Source organism: Amycolatopsis ultiminotia, from assembly GCF_039536925.1.
GTDB lineage: Bacteria > Actinomycetota > Actinomycetes > Mycobacteriales > Pseudonocardiaceae > Amycolatopsis > Amycolatopsis ultiminotia.
Genome location: NZ_BAAAZN010000027.1, coordinates 1 through 16,516, shown reverse-complemented (window position 1 = coordinate 16,516; position 16,516 = coordinate 1). Strand labels below are relative to the sequence as shown.

The following is a 16,516-nucleotide window of genomic DNA, read 5'->3' as shown; positions in this document are numbered from 1 at the left end:
ACCACTCTAGCTGTGCCGATGCCATCTAGGCAGTACCGCGCAACCTGGCAGACGCTGACAGCCACCGGGAAGATCCGGGGGCACCGGCAGGCGGCTGAGTTCGTTACGTGGCCGGCGCGGACGCCGGGGTGGCCGGTTCGAGTCTCGCCTGCCGGGTCCGTGGCCCGAACACCGCCAGCACCACTGCGCCGACCAGCCACGTGCCTGCGATGAACAGGAACACGCTCTGGTAGCCGCTGCCGTTGTAGAGGGCGGCCACGATCAGCGGGCCTGCCGCGTTGGACAGCCGGCCGAGGCCGTACGACACGCCGGTGCCCAATGAGCGGCCCCGGGTGTCGAACAGTTCCGGCGAATACGCGTATCCCAGTGCCGTGTAGCCGCGTTCGAACATGTTCACCAGGAAGCCGAACACCACGATCAGCACCGGGTTGAACGTGAGCCCGTACAAAAGCCCGCACAACGCGATCACCGTGCCGAACGCGACCAGGCACCACTTGCGCTCGAAACGGTCGGTGACCAGCGCTGCGAGGTACGAGCCGAGCGGTGCGCCGACGGTGGTCAGCGCGATGTAGAACACCGACTTCTCGACGCTGAAGCCTTCCTTGGCCAACAGCGTCGGTGCCCAGCTCGAGTACCCGAAGAACCCGATCGTCTGGGTCACCCACACGACGGTCAGCAGCAACGTCGGCAGCAGGTACTTCTTGCGCAGCAGCAACCGCAGCGGAGCCTTGGCCACCGGGGCTTCCTCGACCGGCGGCGCCGGCTCCGGCAGCGGTCCTTTCTCCGCGGCGACGCGCTTTTCGATCTCTCTCAGCACCGCGTCGGCCTTCACGTGCTCGCCGCGGCTTTCGTACCACCGGGGCGATTCCTTCAGCTGCCGGGTGAACAGCACCAGCAGGACACCGAGCGCGCCCCACAGGTACACCAGCCGCCACGCCCAGCTGCCGAGCGGCACCACCAGGCTCGCGATCAGGTTGGTCACCGGCGTGCCGCAGATGCCGATCACGATCGCGTAGGCCTGGTACCGGCCCCGGTTCGCCGCGGGGTACAGCTCGCTGACGTAGATGACGGCCACGACGGTCATCGCCGAAAGACCGGCCGAAGTCAGCACGCGGAACACGCCAAGCGACACGATGTCCCAGGAGAACACTGCCGCGAGCGAGAAGATGCCGAACCACAGCGTGGTCCACATCAGCGCGTTCTTGCGGCCCCACCGGTCGGCGATCGTGCTCGCGACGATCGAGCCGAAGAACATCCCGACGAACGACAGCGAAGTCACATACGCGACCTGGTCGACCGTGACGCCCCACAGCTTGATCAGCTTGGGCGCAGTGGTGGCGAAGCTGTTGATGTCCGCGAACTCGAAGAAATAGGCGAACGAGACGGCCAGCAAGGTGACCTTGTGGAACCGGCTGATCGGCAGGCGGTTCAGCCGGTTCAGCGCGTTGGCGTGCTGCATTGCATGCCCTTCGGGGGACGGGGAATCAGGCGGTTTCGCCGGGCCAGTAGAGGCGCATCGGGTTGTCGACGAGCAGTTTCCGGCGCAGATCGGCGGTTTCGGCCACCTGCCGCACGTAGTCGACCAGCAGGCCGTCGTCGGGCATGTGGGCGGTCAGGTTGGGATGCGGCCAGTCGGTGCCCCAGAGCACCCGGTCGGGGAACTCCGTGAGGACCCGCCGGGCGAACGGGACGACGTCGGTGTAGGCGTGCCGTTCGCCGTCCAGCGCTGGCGGGCCGGTGACGCTGAGCCGCTCGGGACAACTCACCTTCACCCAGACGTCGCTGTGTCCCACGAAGTCGAGGAATCGTGCGAACTGCGGGCCGTCCGGGGGTTCGGTGACGTCCGGGCGTCCCATGTGGTCGATCACGAGCGGAGCGGGCAGCGACGAGAAGAAGCCTGCCAGCTCAGCCAGGTCCGCGGCCTCGAAGTAGAGCACGACGTGCCAGCCCAGCGGCGCGATCTTCTTCGCGATCGTGCTCAGGTCCTCTTTGGGTGAGGCGTCGACGAGTCGCCGTACGAAGTTGAACCGCACCCCGCGTACACCTGCTTCGTCGAGTTCGCGGAGCTCGGCGTCGCTGATGTCGGCACGGACGGTCGCGACACCCCGTGCCCGGCCGTCGGCTGCGCGCACCGCGTCGAGCATCGCGGAGTTGTCCGCACCGTGGCAGGTGGCCTGCACGATGACGTTGCGTGTCACGCCGAGGTGGTCGCGCAGCGCGAAAAGCTCGTCTCTGCTTGCGTCGCAGGGCGTGTACTTGCGTTCCGGCGCGAACGGGAACTCGCGCTGCGGGCCGAACACGTGGCAGTGCGCGTCGACGGTGCCCGGTGGCAGCTGGAAGTCCGGTGTGGACGGACTGGCGTACCAGTCGAGCCAGCCGGGGGTCTTGGGCGCGGTCACCGGCCCTGGCCTTTCAGCAGGGCGTCCAGCCGGGGGTAGACGGATCGCGCGTTGTGCTCCCGGATCGCCGACCAGTCCTCTTCGGACAGTTTTGCCGCCTCGGCGTACCGGCGGGTGTCATCGAAGTGCTGACCGGTGCGTGGATCGACGCTGCGGACCGCACCGATCATCTCCGAGGCGAAGAGGATGTTGCGCGCCGGGATGACGTCGAAGAGCAGGTCCGAACCCGGCTGGTGGTACACGCAGGTGTCGAAGAAGACGTTGTTCAGCACGTGCTCCTCCAGTTCGGGTTTGCCCAGTGCCATCGCCAGTCCGCGGAACCGGCCCCAGTGGTACGGCACCGCGCCGCCGCCGTGCGGGATGATCAGCCGCAGGGTCGGGAAGTCGCGGAACAGATCGCCCTGCACCAGCTGCATGAACGCCGTGGTGTCCGCGTTGAGGTAGTGCGCGCCGGTGGTGTGGAACGCGGGATTGACACTGGTGCTGACGTGCACCATCGCCGGAACGTCGTACTCGGTCATCTTCTCGTAGATCGGGTACCAGCAACGGTCGGTCAACGGGGGCGCCGTCCAGTGCCCGCCGCTCGGATCGGGGTTGAGGTTCAGCGCGACCGCGCCGTACTCCTCGACGCAGCGGGTGAGCTCCGGGATGCAGGTGGCAGGATCCACGCCGGGCGACTGCGGGAGCATTGCGGCCGGGGCGAACCGTTCGGGGTAGAGCGTGCTCACCCGGTAGCACAGCTCGTTGCAGATCGACGCCCACTCCGCCGACGTCTCGAAGCCCCCGACGTGGTGGGCCATGAACGACGCGCGCGGCGAGAAGATCGTCAGGTCGATGCCGCGTTCGTCCATCAATCGCAGCTGGTTCTCCTCGACCGTCCCGCGCAGCTCGTCGTCGCTGATCCGCAGGTCGCTGCGCGCAGGCGTGGCACCGGAGCCCTCCAGGGCGGCGATCTGCCGCTCACGCCACCCGGCGAGGGCGGGCGGCGCGGTCGTGTAGTGGCCGTGACAGTCGATGATCAAAGGTCGTTCCTCTTCACGCGGCTTCGCTCGATACGCGCACTCTAATCGTCGATGAAATTGTTGACAATATGTGTGACGAGATCGCCGGTTCCGGATGCGTCAAGCGGCCCGCGGCGTGGCGAGATCCGGCCGCGGGACGCCGGCCTTGCGCACCAGGGCGACCATGGCCGCGCCGAGCAGGCCTGCCACCGCGAAGACGACGAAGCCGAACGACGACAGTCCACTCGCGACCAGTACGCCGCCGAGCCACGGGCCGAACACCGCGCCCAGCCTGCCGACGCCGGAGACCCAGCCGAGCGCCGTTGCCCGGCTGTCGGCGGGGTAGTAGGCGCCGACAGCTGCGTAGATCAGCGTCTGCGCACTGAACAACCACGCACCGGTCAGGAACACCACCAGGTAGGTCACGGCAAGTGGCAGATGCAGCGCGAGCAGGCCGACGCCGGCGGCGGTCAGCGCGAACCAGATGATCGCGACCGGCCGGGCGCCGAAGCGGTCCGCGAGCCGGCCGGCGACCAGCATGCCCGCAATACCGCCGAGGTTGATCACCAGCAGGAAGCTGATCGCCGAGCCGAGGTTGTAGCCGCTGCCGCGCATCATCGTCGGAAGCCACGTGTTCACGCCGTACACCAGCAGCAGCCCGGCGAAGGATGCGATCCAGAACAGCAGTGTCGTCAGGCGCATCGATGCGGTGAAGAGGCCACGCAGCCCGCCACGCCGCTGCGCCGCAGGCTCCGGCGCGAACTGTTCGAGCGGGACCGCGAACTTGGTTGCGATCGCCTCGGCCCGTTCGGTTTTTCCCTTGGCGAGCAAGAAGGTCAGTGATTCCGGCAGCAGAAGCACCACGGCAGGAACTACGACGACGAGCAGCAGCGCACCCAGCCAATACACCGAGCGCCAGCCCATCGACTCGACGAGTGTCATACCCAGTGCACCGGCCAGCGCCCCGCCCGCCTGGTGCGCGGTCATCACGACCGTGACGGCCAGGTTCTTGCGCCAGGCCGGGGCGTACTCCATGACCATCGCGATCGCCGAGGGCAGCAGGCCGCCGAGCCCGATGCCGGCGACCAGGCGTGCCGCACCGAAGACCGCCACCGTCGGCGCGATGGCGCAGACGGCCGCCGCCAGCGAGAAGACGGTGACCCCGGTGATGATGATCTTCCGGCGTCCGGTGCGGTCGGTGAGGATGCCGGACGCGAGTGCGCCCAGCATCATCCCGAAGGTCGTCAGACTGCCGATCTCGCCGCCACTCACCGCGGTGAGGCCGAAATCCCGGTCGGCGAGCACGCCCGGCAGGGTTGCTCCGTAGACGAACAGGTCGAGCCCGTCGAGCAGGACGAGTACCCAGCACAACGCGGTCACCCGGATCGAGAGCCGGACCGAGGTGCCGGCGCTGGGTTCCGATGCGGACATCCTCGTCCCTTCCCTCGGGGGCAGCGAAGGCGTCCGAAGGTACATCGGCTGAGATATTGAACACAATACTCAACTCATGATTGTTAACAATCTCTGAGAGTGGCCAGCTGGTCCCGCGCGGCCGCCGCGATGTCGGCGCGGACGTCCAGCTCGCCGAGCATCTCCGCGGCGGCCGCCATCTCGGTGGTGCGGCGGACGGCGTGCCGGTACGAACCGTCGACCAGCCGGTCGACGGTGGCCGCGCCGGCGGCGGTGAGCTCGTCGACGATGATCTTGCGCAGCCAGTCCTCGCAGCCCGCGGCGCGCGCCGCCTGGAGCGCTTCGACCACGGCGGCCGACATGCCCTTGAAGAACACGCTGCGCAGTAGCTTGCGTTCGGCGGCGAGCCCGGCGTCGCCGGACATGACCTCGACCGCGGCACCCAGTGGATTCAGCGTGCCGGCCACGGTTTCCGCGGCGATCCCGGTGACGAGCATCGGCACCCGCAGGCCGCGTCCGGGCACCGGCGCCATGATCGCGACGTCGGCGAACGGCACGCCGTGTTCGGCGGCGATCCCGGCCAGCGTGCGTTTCGTGCCGGGCGACGCGGTGTTGAGGTCGGCCCAGGCCGCGCCTTCCCGCAGGCCGGTGCGGCCGGCTTCGAGCGCGTCGACGGCTGCCGAAGCGCTGTTGACGCTGAGTACCAGCTCGGCGCCGTCGGCGGCCTCGGCTTCGGAACCGGTGGCGACGACGCCCTCGACCCGGGGGACGGCCGGGTCGTAGCCGCGCACGACGGCCCCGGCGGTGACCAGGTCGCGGGCGAGCGCGCTGCCTGCTTCGCCGAGTCCCAGTACCGCGATGGTTGCGTTCATAGCAGAATCCTCCCTGCAAGCTACGATCGAGTACACGATGTGCTCGACAAAATTGTCAACAAATGGAGCCGAGGCATGACCGAGAGTGCTGCGGATCGGCAGCAGGGGGAGCGTTCCGTGGTGGCGGCCATCCGCGACGCCATCGTCCGCGGCGAGTTCGTGCCCAACCAGCGGCTGGTCGAGGCGGATCTGTCCGCCCAGTTCACCGCGAGCCGCGCGACCGTGCGTGCCGCGCTGATCGAACTGACCAACGAGGGGCTGGTCGAGCGGGTGCAGAACCGGGGTGCCCGGGTCCGCGCGGTGTCGCTGGAGGAGGCCGTCGAGATCTCCGAGGTCCGGATGGCGCTGGAATCGCTGTGCGCGGCGAAGGCGGCCGAGCGGGTGACCGACGACGAGGTCGGCGAGCTGCGTGAGCTGGGCGAAGCGATGCGCGCCGCGGTGACGGCCGGGGACGTGGTCGGTTACTCGGGTCTCAACCAGCAGCTGCACCGGCGGGTCCGCGAGATCAGCGGCCAGCGCACCGCGGAGCAGGTACTGGAACGGCTGCGCGGCCAGAGCGTGCGCCACCAGTTCCGCCTGGCAATGCGCCCCGGCCGTCCGCAGGTCTCGCTGCCGGAGCACCTGGCGATCATCGAGGCGATCTGCGCGCACCACTCGTACGAAGCAGCGGAGGCCGCGCGGACCCACCTGACGAGCGTGATCGAAGCACTGAAGGCGGCCGATGCCGCAGAGGCCGCACCACTGCACGCTTGACCGGGTGGGTACCTGGCAGGTCCGCCTGGCGCCCTTGGCCGGCCGTCTGCTGTGCGCCTCCTGTGCACCAAAATTGTTGACAATTTCGTCGACCAAAATTACCGTGGCGGTATGAAGCCCGTCATCGTCACCGATCCGCCGCGTGCCGACCTGGAGCAGGCGACGCGTCTTGCCGACTACGGAGTCGCCACCGTGCACGAGGCGCTCGGCCGTTCCGGGCTGCTCGGCCCCGAACTCCGGCCGATCCAGGAGGGCGTGCGCGCCGGCGGCACCGCCGTCACCGTGCTGTGCTGGCCTGGTGACAACCTGATGATCCACGCCGCCGTCGAGCAGTGCCGGGAAGGCGATCTCCTCGTCGTGACCACCACTTCCCCTTGCCACGACGGGCTTTTCGGTGAGCTGTTCGCCACCGCGCTGCGTCGTCGCGGGGTGCGGGGCCTGGTCACCACCACCGGGGTCCGCGACGTCGCCGACCTCCGCGCGCTCGGTTTCCCCGTGTGGTCGGCCGCGGTGAGCGCACAAGGGACGGTCAAGGCGACCGCGGGCGCGGTGAATGTGCCAATCGTCGTCGGCGGGCAGCTCGTCCGTCCCGGCGATGTGGTCCTCGCCGACGACGACGGCGTGCTGCGCGTGCGCCGCGAGGATGTCCAAACCGGACTGGACGCTTCGCAGGCACGGCTGGAGAAGGAAGCCGCGGCGCGGGAAGCGTTCGAGGGCGGACAGCTGGGCCTTGACCGCTACCGGTTGCGCGAAAAGCTGGACAGCCTCGGCGTCCGCTACCTGACCGCCGAGGAGTACGAGAAGGAGCAGGTATGACCGACGGCGTGCGCTGCATGCTCATGCGCGGGGGCACCTCCAAAGGCGCCTACTTCCTGGCCGATGACCTGCCTGCGGACCCGGCCGCGCGGGACGACCTGCTGCTGCGGATCATGGGTACCCCCGACCCGCGCCAGATCGACGGCGTCGGCGGTGCGCACTTGCTCACCAGCAAGGTCGCGATCGTGTCCGCGGCCGAGGATCCCGGCCACGACATCGACTATCTGTTCCTGCAGCTCGGCGTCGACGAGCCGACCGTCTCGGATCGCCAGACCTGCGGCAACCTGCTGGCCGGGGTCGGGCAGTTCGCCGTCGAACGCGGGCTCGTCCCGGCCGGACCGGACCGGACCACCGTGCGGGTGCGGTTGCTCAACACCGGCACCATCGCCGTGGCCACCTTCGCCACTCCCGGTGGCGAAGTCGACTACCGCGGCGATACCGCGATCTCCGGCGTACCCGGCACCGCGGCACCGGTCGAACTCGACTTCACCGAGACCGAGGGTTCGGTGTGCGCCGGCCTGTTGCCCACCGGCAACGTCCGCGACGACATCGGCGGCATCGAAGTGTCCTGTGTGGACAACGGGATGCCGGTCGTCGTGGCGCGCGCGGCCGATCTCGGCGTCAGCGGCCACGAATCCGTCGACGAGCTCGCGGCCGACACCGCACTCGCCGAGCGGATCGACGCGCTGCGCATCGAAGCCGGGAAGCTGATGGGCCTCGGCGACGTGAAATCCACGTCGGTGCCCAAAACCACGCTCGTCGCCGCGCCTCGTGCGGGCGGCGCGATCTGCACCCGCACGTTCATCCCGGTCCGGCCGCACACCTCGATCGGCGTCCTCGGCGGCGTCAGCGTCGTGACCGCACTGCTGCTCGACGGCGCGGTCGGCGGCGATCTCCTGGTGGCCCCGGCTGCCGGTGCGCCGGTCGAGATCGAGCACGCGAGCGGCAAGCTCGCCATCGGCATCGAGTTCGACCCCGACGCCGCCACCCCGCGCGTCCGCCGGTCGACGGTGCTTCGCACGGCGCGGAAACTGTTCGACGGCGCGGTTTTCCCCCGTCCCTGATCTCACAAGGAGTGCTGCGATGCCCCAGTCCGCGCTGCGTCACGAGATCGCGCACCTCGGTCACGTCGAGCTGTTCACCCCGGCACCGGAGCAGAGCCTGGAGTTCTTCGTGAACGTGCTCGGACTGACCGAGAACGGAACCGACGGCGATTCGGTGTACCTGCGCACCTGGGACGACTACGAGCACCACAGCCTCAAACTCACCGCGGCCGCGACGTCCGGTGTCGGTCGCACGGCGTTGCGTGCCTCCAGCGAGGAAGCACTCAACCGGCGCGTGCTGGCGCTCGAGGAGCGGGGCCTCGGCGTCGGCTGGGCCGACGGCGACACCGGAATCGGACCCACGTACGTGTTCCGCGACCCGGACGGGCACGAACTCGAGCTTTACTGGGAAACCGAGCGCTACGATCCGCCGGAGCACTTGCGGCCGGCGCTGAAAAACCAGGCGCAGGCCTACCCGGGGCGCGGGGTCGGCGTCCGCCGCCTGGACCACGTCAACTACCTGGCCCAGGAATCGGAAGTCAACGGGCAGTTCATCTGCGAGGCACTCGGCGGCCGGGTCACCGAGCAGATCAGGCTCGACACCGGCGTGATCTCCGGGCAGTGGACGCATTTCGCGCAGAAGTCCTACGACATCGTCTACACCAACGACTGGACGGGTTCGAACGGCAGGCTGCACCACATCGCGTTCACCGCGGACACCCGCGACGACATCCTGCGCGCGGCCGACATCGCACTGGACAGCGGCGTCCACATCGAGACCGGCCCGCACAAACACGCCATCCAGCAAACGTTCTTCCTGTACCTCTACGAACCCGGCGGCAACCGCGTCGAACTGTGCAACCCGACCGCCAGGCTGGTCACCGCCCCGGACTGGGAACCGGTCACCTGGACCGAAGCCGAGCGGGCAAGGGGCCAAGCATGGGGCCTGAAGACGATCGAGTCCTTCCACACCCACGGCACCCCGCCGGTGGCATGACTCCGGCGGGAGAACCACGAAAAACTGCAGGACCGAGCGCCGCACAAGGGATCGGCCGGCTGTTCACCCGACGATATCGGCGAGCCGGGTGAGGTCGTCGAGGTTGTCGGTGGCGGGGACGAAAATGATCTCGTCGACGCCGAGGCCGGAGTAGTCCGCGATAAGCTGCTTGATCATTTCAGGGGTGGTGCAGAGTACCGCGTTCGCGGCGATTTCCGCGGGCGCCAGCCGGTAGAAGTCGCGGATATTTGCCTGGCCGGTTTCGCGGTCACCCAGTGCGAAGTAGGCGAGTACGACGAGTTTCGGGCTGCCATTGCGGCCCGCCTCCTGCCAGGCTCGTCTCGCCGCTTCGAAGCTGGGCGACGTCATGGCGAGCGGGAGTGAACCGCCGATGTAGCCGTCGCCCCAGCGCACCATGCGGCGGAGCGTGGAAGCGGAGTAACCGCCGAACAACAGGGGGACTTGCCGGGTTCCCGACGGCACGGCCGGATTCGGCCCGCCGCCGACCGGCTCGCCGTTCCACACGTCGCGGTAGGTCGCCAGGTCGGCGTCCAATCGCGCGCCACGGCCGTGGATTCCGTGTCCCGGCACGGAGAATTCGTCCTTGCTGGACCCGACTCCGACGCCGAGCGTGAGCCGGCCTCCGGAAACACCGTCGATGCCCGCGATCTCCTTGGCCAGTAAGGCGCCGGGCCAGGTCGGGGCCAGCAGGACCGCGCTGAGCAGGCCGATCGTGGTGGTCGCTCCCGCGGCGGCCGCCAGTGCAACCGTGTCGCTCACGCTCGGGTATGCGTAACGCCCAGTCGTGGCGAGGGTGGAAAACCCGGCTTGTTCGGCCTGCTCCGCCCACTGTGGAAGGACTGACGCGGCGACGTCACGTACCTGATTGGGAAGTCCGATACCGATGTGCATGAGTGAGTTCTCTTTCCCGAGCCGATTTGCCGGTCACGCCGGCGCATGACAGCATACTGTCATGGCTGACAAGGTAGTGATACGACAGCATGCTGTCAAGGATGGCGGGCAGGCCTGTGACGCCTACAGTGCGCTGGTCGACCAGGTCGTCCGGCTCGCCGACGTGATCGAAGCGGTCGGCAACGGCATCGCCCGGCCCACCGGGCAGAGTTTGGCGCGCTGGCAGGTCCTGGCGGAGGTCGAGGACGAAGCCGCTCCGGTCGGGGCCATCGCCTGCCGGCTCGGCCACACGCGGCAGAGCGTCCAGCGCGTTGCGGATCTCCTGGTCGATGAGGAACTCGGCCGGTACCGTCCCAATCCTGCCCATCAGCGGGCCAAACTGCTCGAAGTCACGTCCACCGGCCGCGCGGCACTGCACAGGATGCAGGCTGCCTACCGCAATCTCGCCCTGCGCGCCGTCGACGGCCTGGATCCCGAGAGGCTCAAGCTCGTACGCGAGACTCTCCACGAACTACACCGCCGACTCGAAGAGGAACTGCCCTGACTTCCTGGGCGGTCTGCGATCACCGCGGCGGAACCCCTCGGGTTCACCGAGCTGATGATTGGTAATACTGAACAAGTGGCGGTACCGTGGCCGGGCAATGGCCACGCTGTCAGGCATGAGCGAGGTCGCCGACGTGGGGGAGCACGCATTGCCGGATGCCGAACGCGAGCTGCTCGGGCGGCGGCTGCGCGAAGCACGCCGCGAGGCGGGGCTCACGTTGCGCGATGTCGCCAAGGAACTGGGTGTCAGCACTGGGACCTGGAGTGCCGTGGAGAACGGGCTCACCCGGATTACCGAGGACCGGCTGAACCTCGCGGCGGTACTGTTCGGCACCGAGGGTGCGGTGCTGCGCGACCCGGTGCCCGGTGAAAACGTTTCGTGGCGCGATTTCCCGCCGTTGCACCTCCTTCCGCCGCTGGCCGGGGCGCTGGAGGCGTTCGTCGAACTCGGCTACCACGGTGCGAGCATCCGGCACGTGGCGCAGCGCGCGGGCTTGTCGGTCGCCGGTGTGTACCACCATCGGCCGACCAAACAGGCCCTGCTCGTGGAACTGCTGGACCTGGCGATGGACGATCTGCAGACACGTTGCCGCGCGGCGCGTGCCGAGGGTGACGGGCCGGTCGAGCGGTTCACCCGGCTCGTCGAATGCCTGGCGCTGTACCACACGCACCGGCGCGAACTGGGCTTCATCGGCGCCAGTGAGATGCGTAGCGTCGAGGAACCGCACCGCACGCGGATTGCCAAGGCGCGCAGGGACGTTCAGCACATGCTCGACGACGAGGTCATCGAGGGCAGCCGCCGTGGGCTGATGCACGCGCCACTGCCAAAGGAAGCGGCGCGCGCAGTCGTCACGATGTGCACGGCGCTGCCGACCTGGTGGTCTCCGAAAGGAGGGCTGTCTCCCGAGGTGGTCGCGCGCCAGTACGTCGGCTTCGCACTCGACCTGGTTCGCGCCACGCGTTGACTGGACCCAATCGTTCAACCGAACATTCGATCGGTCGAGTTCAGGAGGTTTTCGTGTCCGGCTACGTTCTGCCAGCGCCCTCCGGCGGGCCGGTGAGCTGCTGCACCTGCTCGCCGGCGAACAGCAGCGACCGGAGTGGTTGAAACCCGTATGCGTTCTGGTCAGCCCGCTGCGCAGCTGTCCGCGGATTGACCGGTTCTTGCGCAGTCGTAAGTTTCGCCGTCGGCTTCGCGGTACCCGTGGTCGCTGGAGCGCGTACCGTCGGGACTCGACGTCTTGGTGCGTGATGGAGAGATGCACCGTTGGAGCTGCTGGTCCCAATCGCCGCCGCCACTGACGCACGCCGCGAATTCACGTTGTCCATCAACCCAATCCTTGTGGCCGGCACAGACGGCATAGACCACCTCGTCACCGTCGCGGCACTGGTAGCCGGCAGTCGGAGCAGACCGCTTCGGAGGCCGTGACTTTGTCGTCCCGGTCTTCGCTGCCGCGGGCCGCGAGGTGCTACTCGGGCTTGAAGCGGTTGTGCTGGGTGCACGCTGGCTCGGAGCCGCCGACGATGTCGCCTGGGGAAGCGAAGGTTTCGTCGGTATGGGTTCCGTGCCGGCAGCGCAGGCGACCCCGAGCAGTGCGAGCAACAAAACCGTTGCGATAAGGATGTGTTTCAAGGCGTCCTCCCCGCGAGGATCGATGCATCGGTATCGACTCCCAGGCAGGGCCTGTTACACGTGGCCAAGAGGTTTCGCGAGCAGGCTTGGTCCGGAAAGGGGCCACGGACCTGCCGTCCGTGGCCCCGGCTTCGGTCCCGGCTATTCGTTCGGCTCTGCCGCGCAGGTGAGGTCGTGCGTCGGGGGGTGGCCGGTGGTCAGGAATTTCGTCACCGCGTTGTTCGCGCATGTGCTGCGGCCGAGGGGGTAGACGCCGTGCCCGCCCTGGTCGGCGGTCACCATCGTGGCCCGTTTTCCGAAGGCCCGCCTCAGTTTCTCGGCGCCGGACAGCGGTGTTCCCGGGTCACGCTCGTTCTGCACCATCAGCACGTTCGACGGACCCCGGTCACCGATGCGTACCGGCGGCTCGACCCGTTCGTGCGGCCAGAATGCGCACGGTCCGATGTTGGCCATGGCCGGGCCCAGCATGGGGTACTGCAGCCGGTCGGCCGCGACATTCCGTTGGTACTCCGCAATTGTCCCCGGCCACCGCGAATCACCGCAGACGACGTAGAAACGACTGGCCGTCGCGTTCTCGTCCATCGGCGGAACGGGCGGTGGCGTGCCGTCCTGGTCGAGGGCCTGCCAGGCCTTGGCCAACGGGGGCAGGTCGCGGTAGAGGTCTTCGAAGGTGATCTGACGGAACGTCGCGCCGTCGAAACTGCCGATCGGTCGCTCGTCCAGCCGTTTCGCCAGCTCGAAGTACTTCGCGGTCACCTGCTCCGGTGTGCTGCCAAGACCGTATTCGGGATGCGCGGCCGCGAACGCCGCGAAATCCGGGAACCGGTCCTCCATCCCGCGCGCGAACAACCGGTTGGCCGCGTAGTCGTAACCACCGGGCCCCAGATTGCTGTCCAGCACGATCCGGTCGCTCTGCCCGGGGAACAGCGTCGTGTACACCGAACCGAGGGAAGTGCCGTAGGAAGCGCCGAGGTAGGAGAGCTTCGGCTCGCCCAGCGCCGCCCGTATCCGATCCATGTCACGTGCGGTGTTCGCGGTGGTGATGTACGGCAGCATCCACGACGTCGGCGAAGTGGCGCACTGCTCGGCGATGGTCCGCGCGTTCCCCGCCGCCCGCGTGACGTCGCTCGCGTTGTGCGGGTATGGCGCGAGGCCGCCGCGGGTCAGCTGCTCCGGTGTCAGATCACAGGTCACCGGCGCGCTGCGGCCGACGCCACGTGGGTCGAAGCCGATCAAATCGTAGGAGTCCTGCACTTCCTGCGGCAGCCCGGAAGCCGCGAGTACCGCCGGGTAACCCAGTCCGGTGACACCGGGCCCGCCGGGGTTGGTCAGCAGCACCCCGCGGCGCTGCGCGGGCTTCTCGCTCGCCACCCGGGAGATCGAGATTTCGATCTGCCTGCCATCCGGATCCCGGTAGTCCAGCGGGACCTCGAGCGTCGCGCACTCCAGACGGGTCGGGCCGGGTTTTTCCGAGCACCGGCCCCACTGCACGGTTTCCGCCGCCGTCGACACTCCCGGTAGCGTGGCCGCCACCGCGATGGCGATGACCGCCAGTGACAAGCTTCTGCGCATGTGTCCTCCTGATCAAGGGCGGGGTGGTCAGGCCGTTTCCCGGTCGTGGGTTTCGCCGGGCTGTGCGGTGCGCGGTTTCTGACGGGTATGCGCCCAGCCGGCCAACGCCATTGCGGCGAGTGCGACGAATCCGAGGAGAACCAGCTGGCCGGTGCGGTCGCTGAGGAGCCCGTCGAGGATTCCCCACAGCGGCTCGGTGGCCTGCTTGAACAGGCTGCGGATCACTGCCTGGGCGGCCACTGCGGCGATCACCGATGCGACCGCCTCGAGTGCCCGGTAGCCACGCTTGCTCATCGCGTCCCCTTCCCCCGTGTCCCGGTTGTTTCGGTACGAGCACGAGTCTTTCCGCTCGGCGCCGCCGGCACATCGGCCCGGCGGCTCGAATCGACCTCGACCAGAGGCGAGGTAGTGCCTTCGACCAGGGTCGGGGGCGCCACCGCCGCTGGTCTGCTGCGCCGGCGGCACAACATCGCGAGAATGGGCAGGTGAGCTCAGACGTCGCGGCACGGCACGGGTGGTGGCACCGGACCTGGCCGCTGGCGGCGGCCGCGGGACTGGGCGTGCCGTTGTGGCTGTTGACCGGTGTGCTGCTGCACGATCCTGCGACCGAACCGGCTTTCTGGTACGTCGTCGGCGATCCGCTGGTGGCCCTCGGCTGTTTGACGGTGCTTCTGTGGCGGCGCCGATTCCCGTTGGCCGTCGCCATGACGGTCGTGATCGCGTCGGCTGTCTCGGCCCTTGCCCTCGGTGCCGCACTGCTGGCTCTGTGCTCGGTCTCCACTCGTCGCCGTCCGGTGGAGATCGGGGTCATCGGGCTGGGCTTCCTGACCGCGTCGCAGCTCACCGGCGGGGTCTACCCGGTGCCGGGCCCGCCGGGTGCGACCTGGCTGCAACTGGCCTTCGCGACCTTGATCGGAGGCGTCGCGGTGGCCGTCGGCGTGGCGATCGGCGCGCGGCGCGTGGAAGTGCGGTCCCTGCGAGACCGGGCGGAAAGCGCGGAGCGGGAACAGGCCGCGCGAGTGGCACAGGTACGGACAATGGAACGGAACCGGATCGCCCGCGAGATGCACGACGTGCTCGCGCACCGGATCTCCCTGGTCGCGATGCAAGCCGGCGTGCTGGACCACCGCAGAGACCTCACCGCCGCGGAGAACCGCGTGCTGATCCGGGGCATCGCCGACGGTTCCCACCAGGCGCTGGAAGAACTCCGCGACGTACTCGGCGTGCTCCGAGCCGAGCCGGGCCGCCCGGAGCCACCGCAACCCTCGCTCGAGCGGATTCCCGAACTGGTGGCCGATGCACGCACCTCCGGAATGGACGTCACGCTCACCGACACCGTGCCGGGCACCCCGTCCGAGGTCATCGGGCGGACCTGCTACCGGATCGTCCAAGAAGGACTGACCAACGCAGCCAAACACGCCCCGGGCGCGCGCGTGCGCATCCTCCTCGAAGGAACAGCCGGCGACGAACTACGCGTCAGCGTTCGGAACAGCTCTCCGGCAACCACGGTGAGCGGCCGGACGCCGACGTCAGGGTTCGGGCTGCTCGGCCTCACCGAACGAGTCACCCTCGCCGGTGGGAAACTCGACCACCACCCGACCGCGGACAACGGATATCTGCTCACCGCACAACTACCCTGGCCAAGCCAAGAGCACGAAAAGAGCGCATGAGTGGACAGCGAACCGGAGCCGGTCCGGGTCGTCATCGTCGACGACGACCAGCTGGTACGAATGGCGCTGCGACTCGTCATCGACGGCGAACCGGACCTGACGATCGTCGCGGAGGCGGCCGACGGGGACGCCGCGATCGGTGCGGTGGACGAACACCGGCCGGACGTCGTGCTGATGGATGTGCGGATGCCCGGTCGGGACGGCCTCAGCGCGACCCGTGAACTCCTGACCCGGCCGGTGCCGCCGCGGGTGCTCGTGCTGACCACATTCGACTCCGACGATCTGGTGCTCGGGGCCCTGCGTGCCGGAGCACTCGGGTTCGTCCTGAAGGACACTCCGCCGGCCCGGATCGTGGACGCGGTGCGGACGGTCGCGGCCGGAAACCCGGTACTGTCCCCGGCGGCCACGGCACGGGTGATCGCCGCGGCGACCGGACCGGACTCCGCCCGGACTCGCAACTCCGCCCGCGAGGCCGCACGGAAACGACTGTCCACGCTGACCGAACGAGAACTCGACACCGCCCGAGCCGTCGCGGACGGGCTGGGCAACCCCGAGATCGCCGAACGGCTGCACATCAGCGTCGCGACCGTCAAGGCACATATCGGCAATCTGTTCGCCAAACTGACGCTCGAGAACCGGGTGCAGATCGCCCTACTGATCCGCGACGCAGACGACTAGGTCCTGTCCGACCCGATAGCGGGTTTGTCGCCCCTGGGGCCGGTCCGCAAAGCGGGTGGGGCTGGTCTGGTTTGATCATGGTTGCGGGGCGTAGGCATGAGTTGTCTGATGACCAGTGGCTGGTGATTGGGGCGTTGTTGCCGGTGTCGGGGGCGAGGGGTCGTCCTCGGGTGGATGACCGGCGGGTGATCAACGGGATGGTGTTTGAGGCCAGGAC

Annotated in this window: 16 protein-coding genes; 8 read left to right on the top strand and 8 right to left on the bottom strand. The window is 68.5% G+C overall.

Annotated features, from left to right (window positions below; all coding sequences use genetic code 11):
- Window positions 1-103 precede the first annotated feature (103 nt).
- The 5 genes from ABD793_RS38635 to ABD793_RS38615 form a co-directional block, all read right to left on the bottom strand.
- Complete coding sequence (locus tag ABD793_RS38635) at window positions 104-1,459, bottom strand: MFS transporter (protein WP_344868530.1); 1,356 nt, start codon at window positions 1,457-1,459, stop codon at window positions 104-106.
- A gap of 25 nt (window positions 1,460-1,484) precedes the next feature.
- Window positions 1,485-2,399 carry an amidohydrolase family protein gene (locus ABD793_RS38630; RefSeq protein WP_344868529.1) on the bottom strand — a complete coding sequence of 305 codons (915 nt, stop codon included), beginning with the start codon at window positions 2,397-2,399 and terminating at the stop codon, window positions 1,485-1,487.
- Window positions 2,396-3,421 carry an amidohydrolase family protein gene (locus tag ABD793_RS38625; protein WP_344868528.1) on the bottom strand — a complete coding sequence of 342 codons (1,026 nt, stop codon included), beginning with the start codon at window positions 3,419-3,421 and terminating at the stop codon, window positions 2,396-2,398. The genes ABD793_RS38630 and ABD793_RS38625 overlap by 4 nt, the downstream gene beginning before the upstream one ends.
- Window positions 3,422-3,520: 99 nt before the next feature.
- A complete protein-coding gene (locus ABD793_RS38620) occupies window positions 3,521-4,831 on the bottom strand; it encodes an MFS transporter (protein ID WP_344868526.1) in 1,311 nt (436 codons plus the stop codon).
- 83 nt (window positions 4,832-4,914) lie between these two features.
- Window positions 4,915-5,682 (bottom strand): NAD(P)-dependent oxidoreductase, encoded by a 768-nt coding sequence (locus tag ABD793_RS38615; protein ID WP_344868525.1) that lies wholly within the window; start codon window positions 5,680-5,682, stop codon window positions 4,915-4,917.
- Window positions 5,683-5,757: 75 nt separating this feature from the next.
- Here ABD793_RS38615 and ABD793_RS38610 point away from each other — a divergent pair, with 75 nt between their 5' ends.
- The 4 genes from ABD793_RS38610 (at window position 5,758) to ABD793_RS38595 (ending at window position 9,291) form a co-directional block, all read left to right on the top strand.
- Window positions 5,758-6,435 carry a GntR family transcriptional regulator gene (locus ABD793_RS38610; RefSeq protein WP_344868524.1) on the top strand — a complete coding sequence of 226 codons (678 nt, stop codon included), beginning with the start codon at window positions 5,758-5,760 and terminating at the stop codon, window positions 6,433-6,435.
- 111 nt (window positions 6,436-6,546) lie between these two features.
- A complete protein-coding gene (locus tag ABD793_RS38605) occupies window positions 6,547-7,251 on the top strand; it encodes a 4-carboxy-4-hydroxy-2-oxoadipate aldolase/oxaloacetate decarboxylase (protein WP_344868522.1) in 705 nt (234 codons plus the stop codon).
- Window positions 7,248-8,315 carry a 4-oxalomesaconate tautomerase gene (locus tag ABD793_RS38600; protein WP_344868521.1) on the top strand — a complete coding sequence of 356 codons (1,068 nt, stop codon included), beginning with the start codon at window positions 7,248-7,250 and terminating at the stop codon, window positions 8,313-8,315. Before ABD793_RS38605 ends, ABD793_RS38600 begins: the two co-directional genes overlap by 4 nt.
- Before the next feature lie 19 nt (window positions 8,316-8,334).
- Window positions 8,335-9,291 carry a VOC family protein gene (locus ABD793_RS38595; RefSeq protein WP_344868520.1) on the top strand — a complete coding sequence of 319 codons (957 nt, stop codon included), beginning with the start codon at window positions 8,335-8,337 and terminating at the stop codon, window positions 9,289-9,291.
- Between the two features lie 63 nt (window positions 9,292-9,354).
- Here ABD793_RS38595 and ABD793_RS38590 read toward each other — a convergent pair whose 3' ends face one another.
- The gene (locus tag ABD793_RS38590) at window positions 9,355-10,203 is read right to left on the bottom strand and encodes an LLM class flavin-dependent oxidoreductase (protein ID WP_344868519.1); all 849 of its coding nucleotides are present in this window, start codon (window positions 10,201-10,203) and stop codon (window positions 9,355-9,357) included.
- 61 nt (window positions 10,204-10,264) lie between these two features.
- Here ABD793_RS38590 and ABD793_RS38585 point away from each other — a divergent pair, with 61 nt between their 5' ends.
- Window positions 10,265-10,747: a MarR family winged helix-turn-helix transcriptional regulator gene (locus ABD793_RS38585; protein ID WP_344868518.1), complete on the top strand. Its 483-nt coding sequence runs from the start codon at window positions 10,265-10,267 to the stop codon at window positions 10,745-10,747.
- Window positions 10,748-10,862: 115 nt separating this feature from the next.
- On the top strand, window positions 10,863-11,711 hold the full coding sequence (locus ABD793_RS38580) for a TetR-type transcription factor C-terminal domain-containing protein (RefSeq protein ID WP_344868517.1): 849 nt from the start codon (window positions 10,863-10,865) through the stop codon (window positions 11,709-11,711).
- 809 nt (window positions 11,712-12,520) lie between these two features.
- On the opposite strand, the gene ABD793_RS38575 is transcribed toward ABD793_RS38580, so the two are convergent.
- On the bottom strand, window positions 12,521-13,951 hold the full coding sequence (locus ABD793_RS38575) for an alpha/beta hydrolase (protein ID WP_344868515.1): 1,431 nt from the start codon (window positions 13,949-13,951) through the stop codon (window positions 12,521-12,523).
- A 27-nt stretch (window positions 13,952-13,978) separates the two neighbouring features.
- Window positions 13,979-14,245 (bottom strand): hypothetical protein, encoded by a 267-nt coding sequence (locus ABD793_RS38570; protein ID WP_344868513.1) that lies wholly within the window; start codon window positions 14,243-14,245, stop codon window positions 13,979-13,981.
- Between the two features lie 191 nt (window positions 14,246-14,436).
- Here ABD793_RS38570 and ABD793_RS38565 point away from each other — a divergent pair, with 191 nt between their 5' ends.
- Window positions 14,437-15,621 (top strand): sensor histidine kinase, encoded by a 1,185-nt coding sequence (locus ABD793_RS38565; protein WP_344868512.1) that lies wholly within the window; start codon window positions 14,437-14,439, stop codon window positions 15,619-15,621.
- Window positions 15,622-16,299: a response regulator gene (locus ABD793_RS38560; RefSeq protein ID WP_344868511.1), complete on the top strand. Its 678-nt coding sequence runs from the start codon at window positions 15,622-15,624 to the stop codon at window positions 16,297-16,299.
- The last annotated feature ends 217 nt before the right edge of the window (window positions 16,300-16,516 follow it).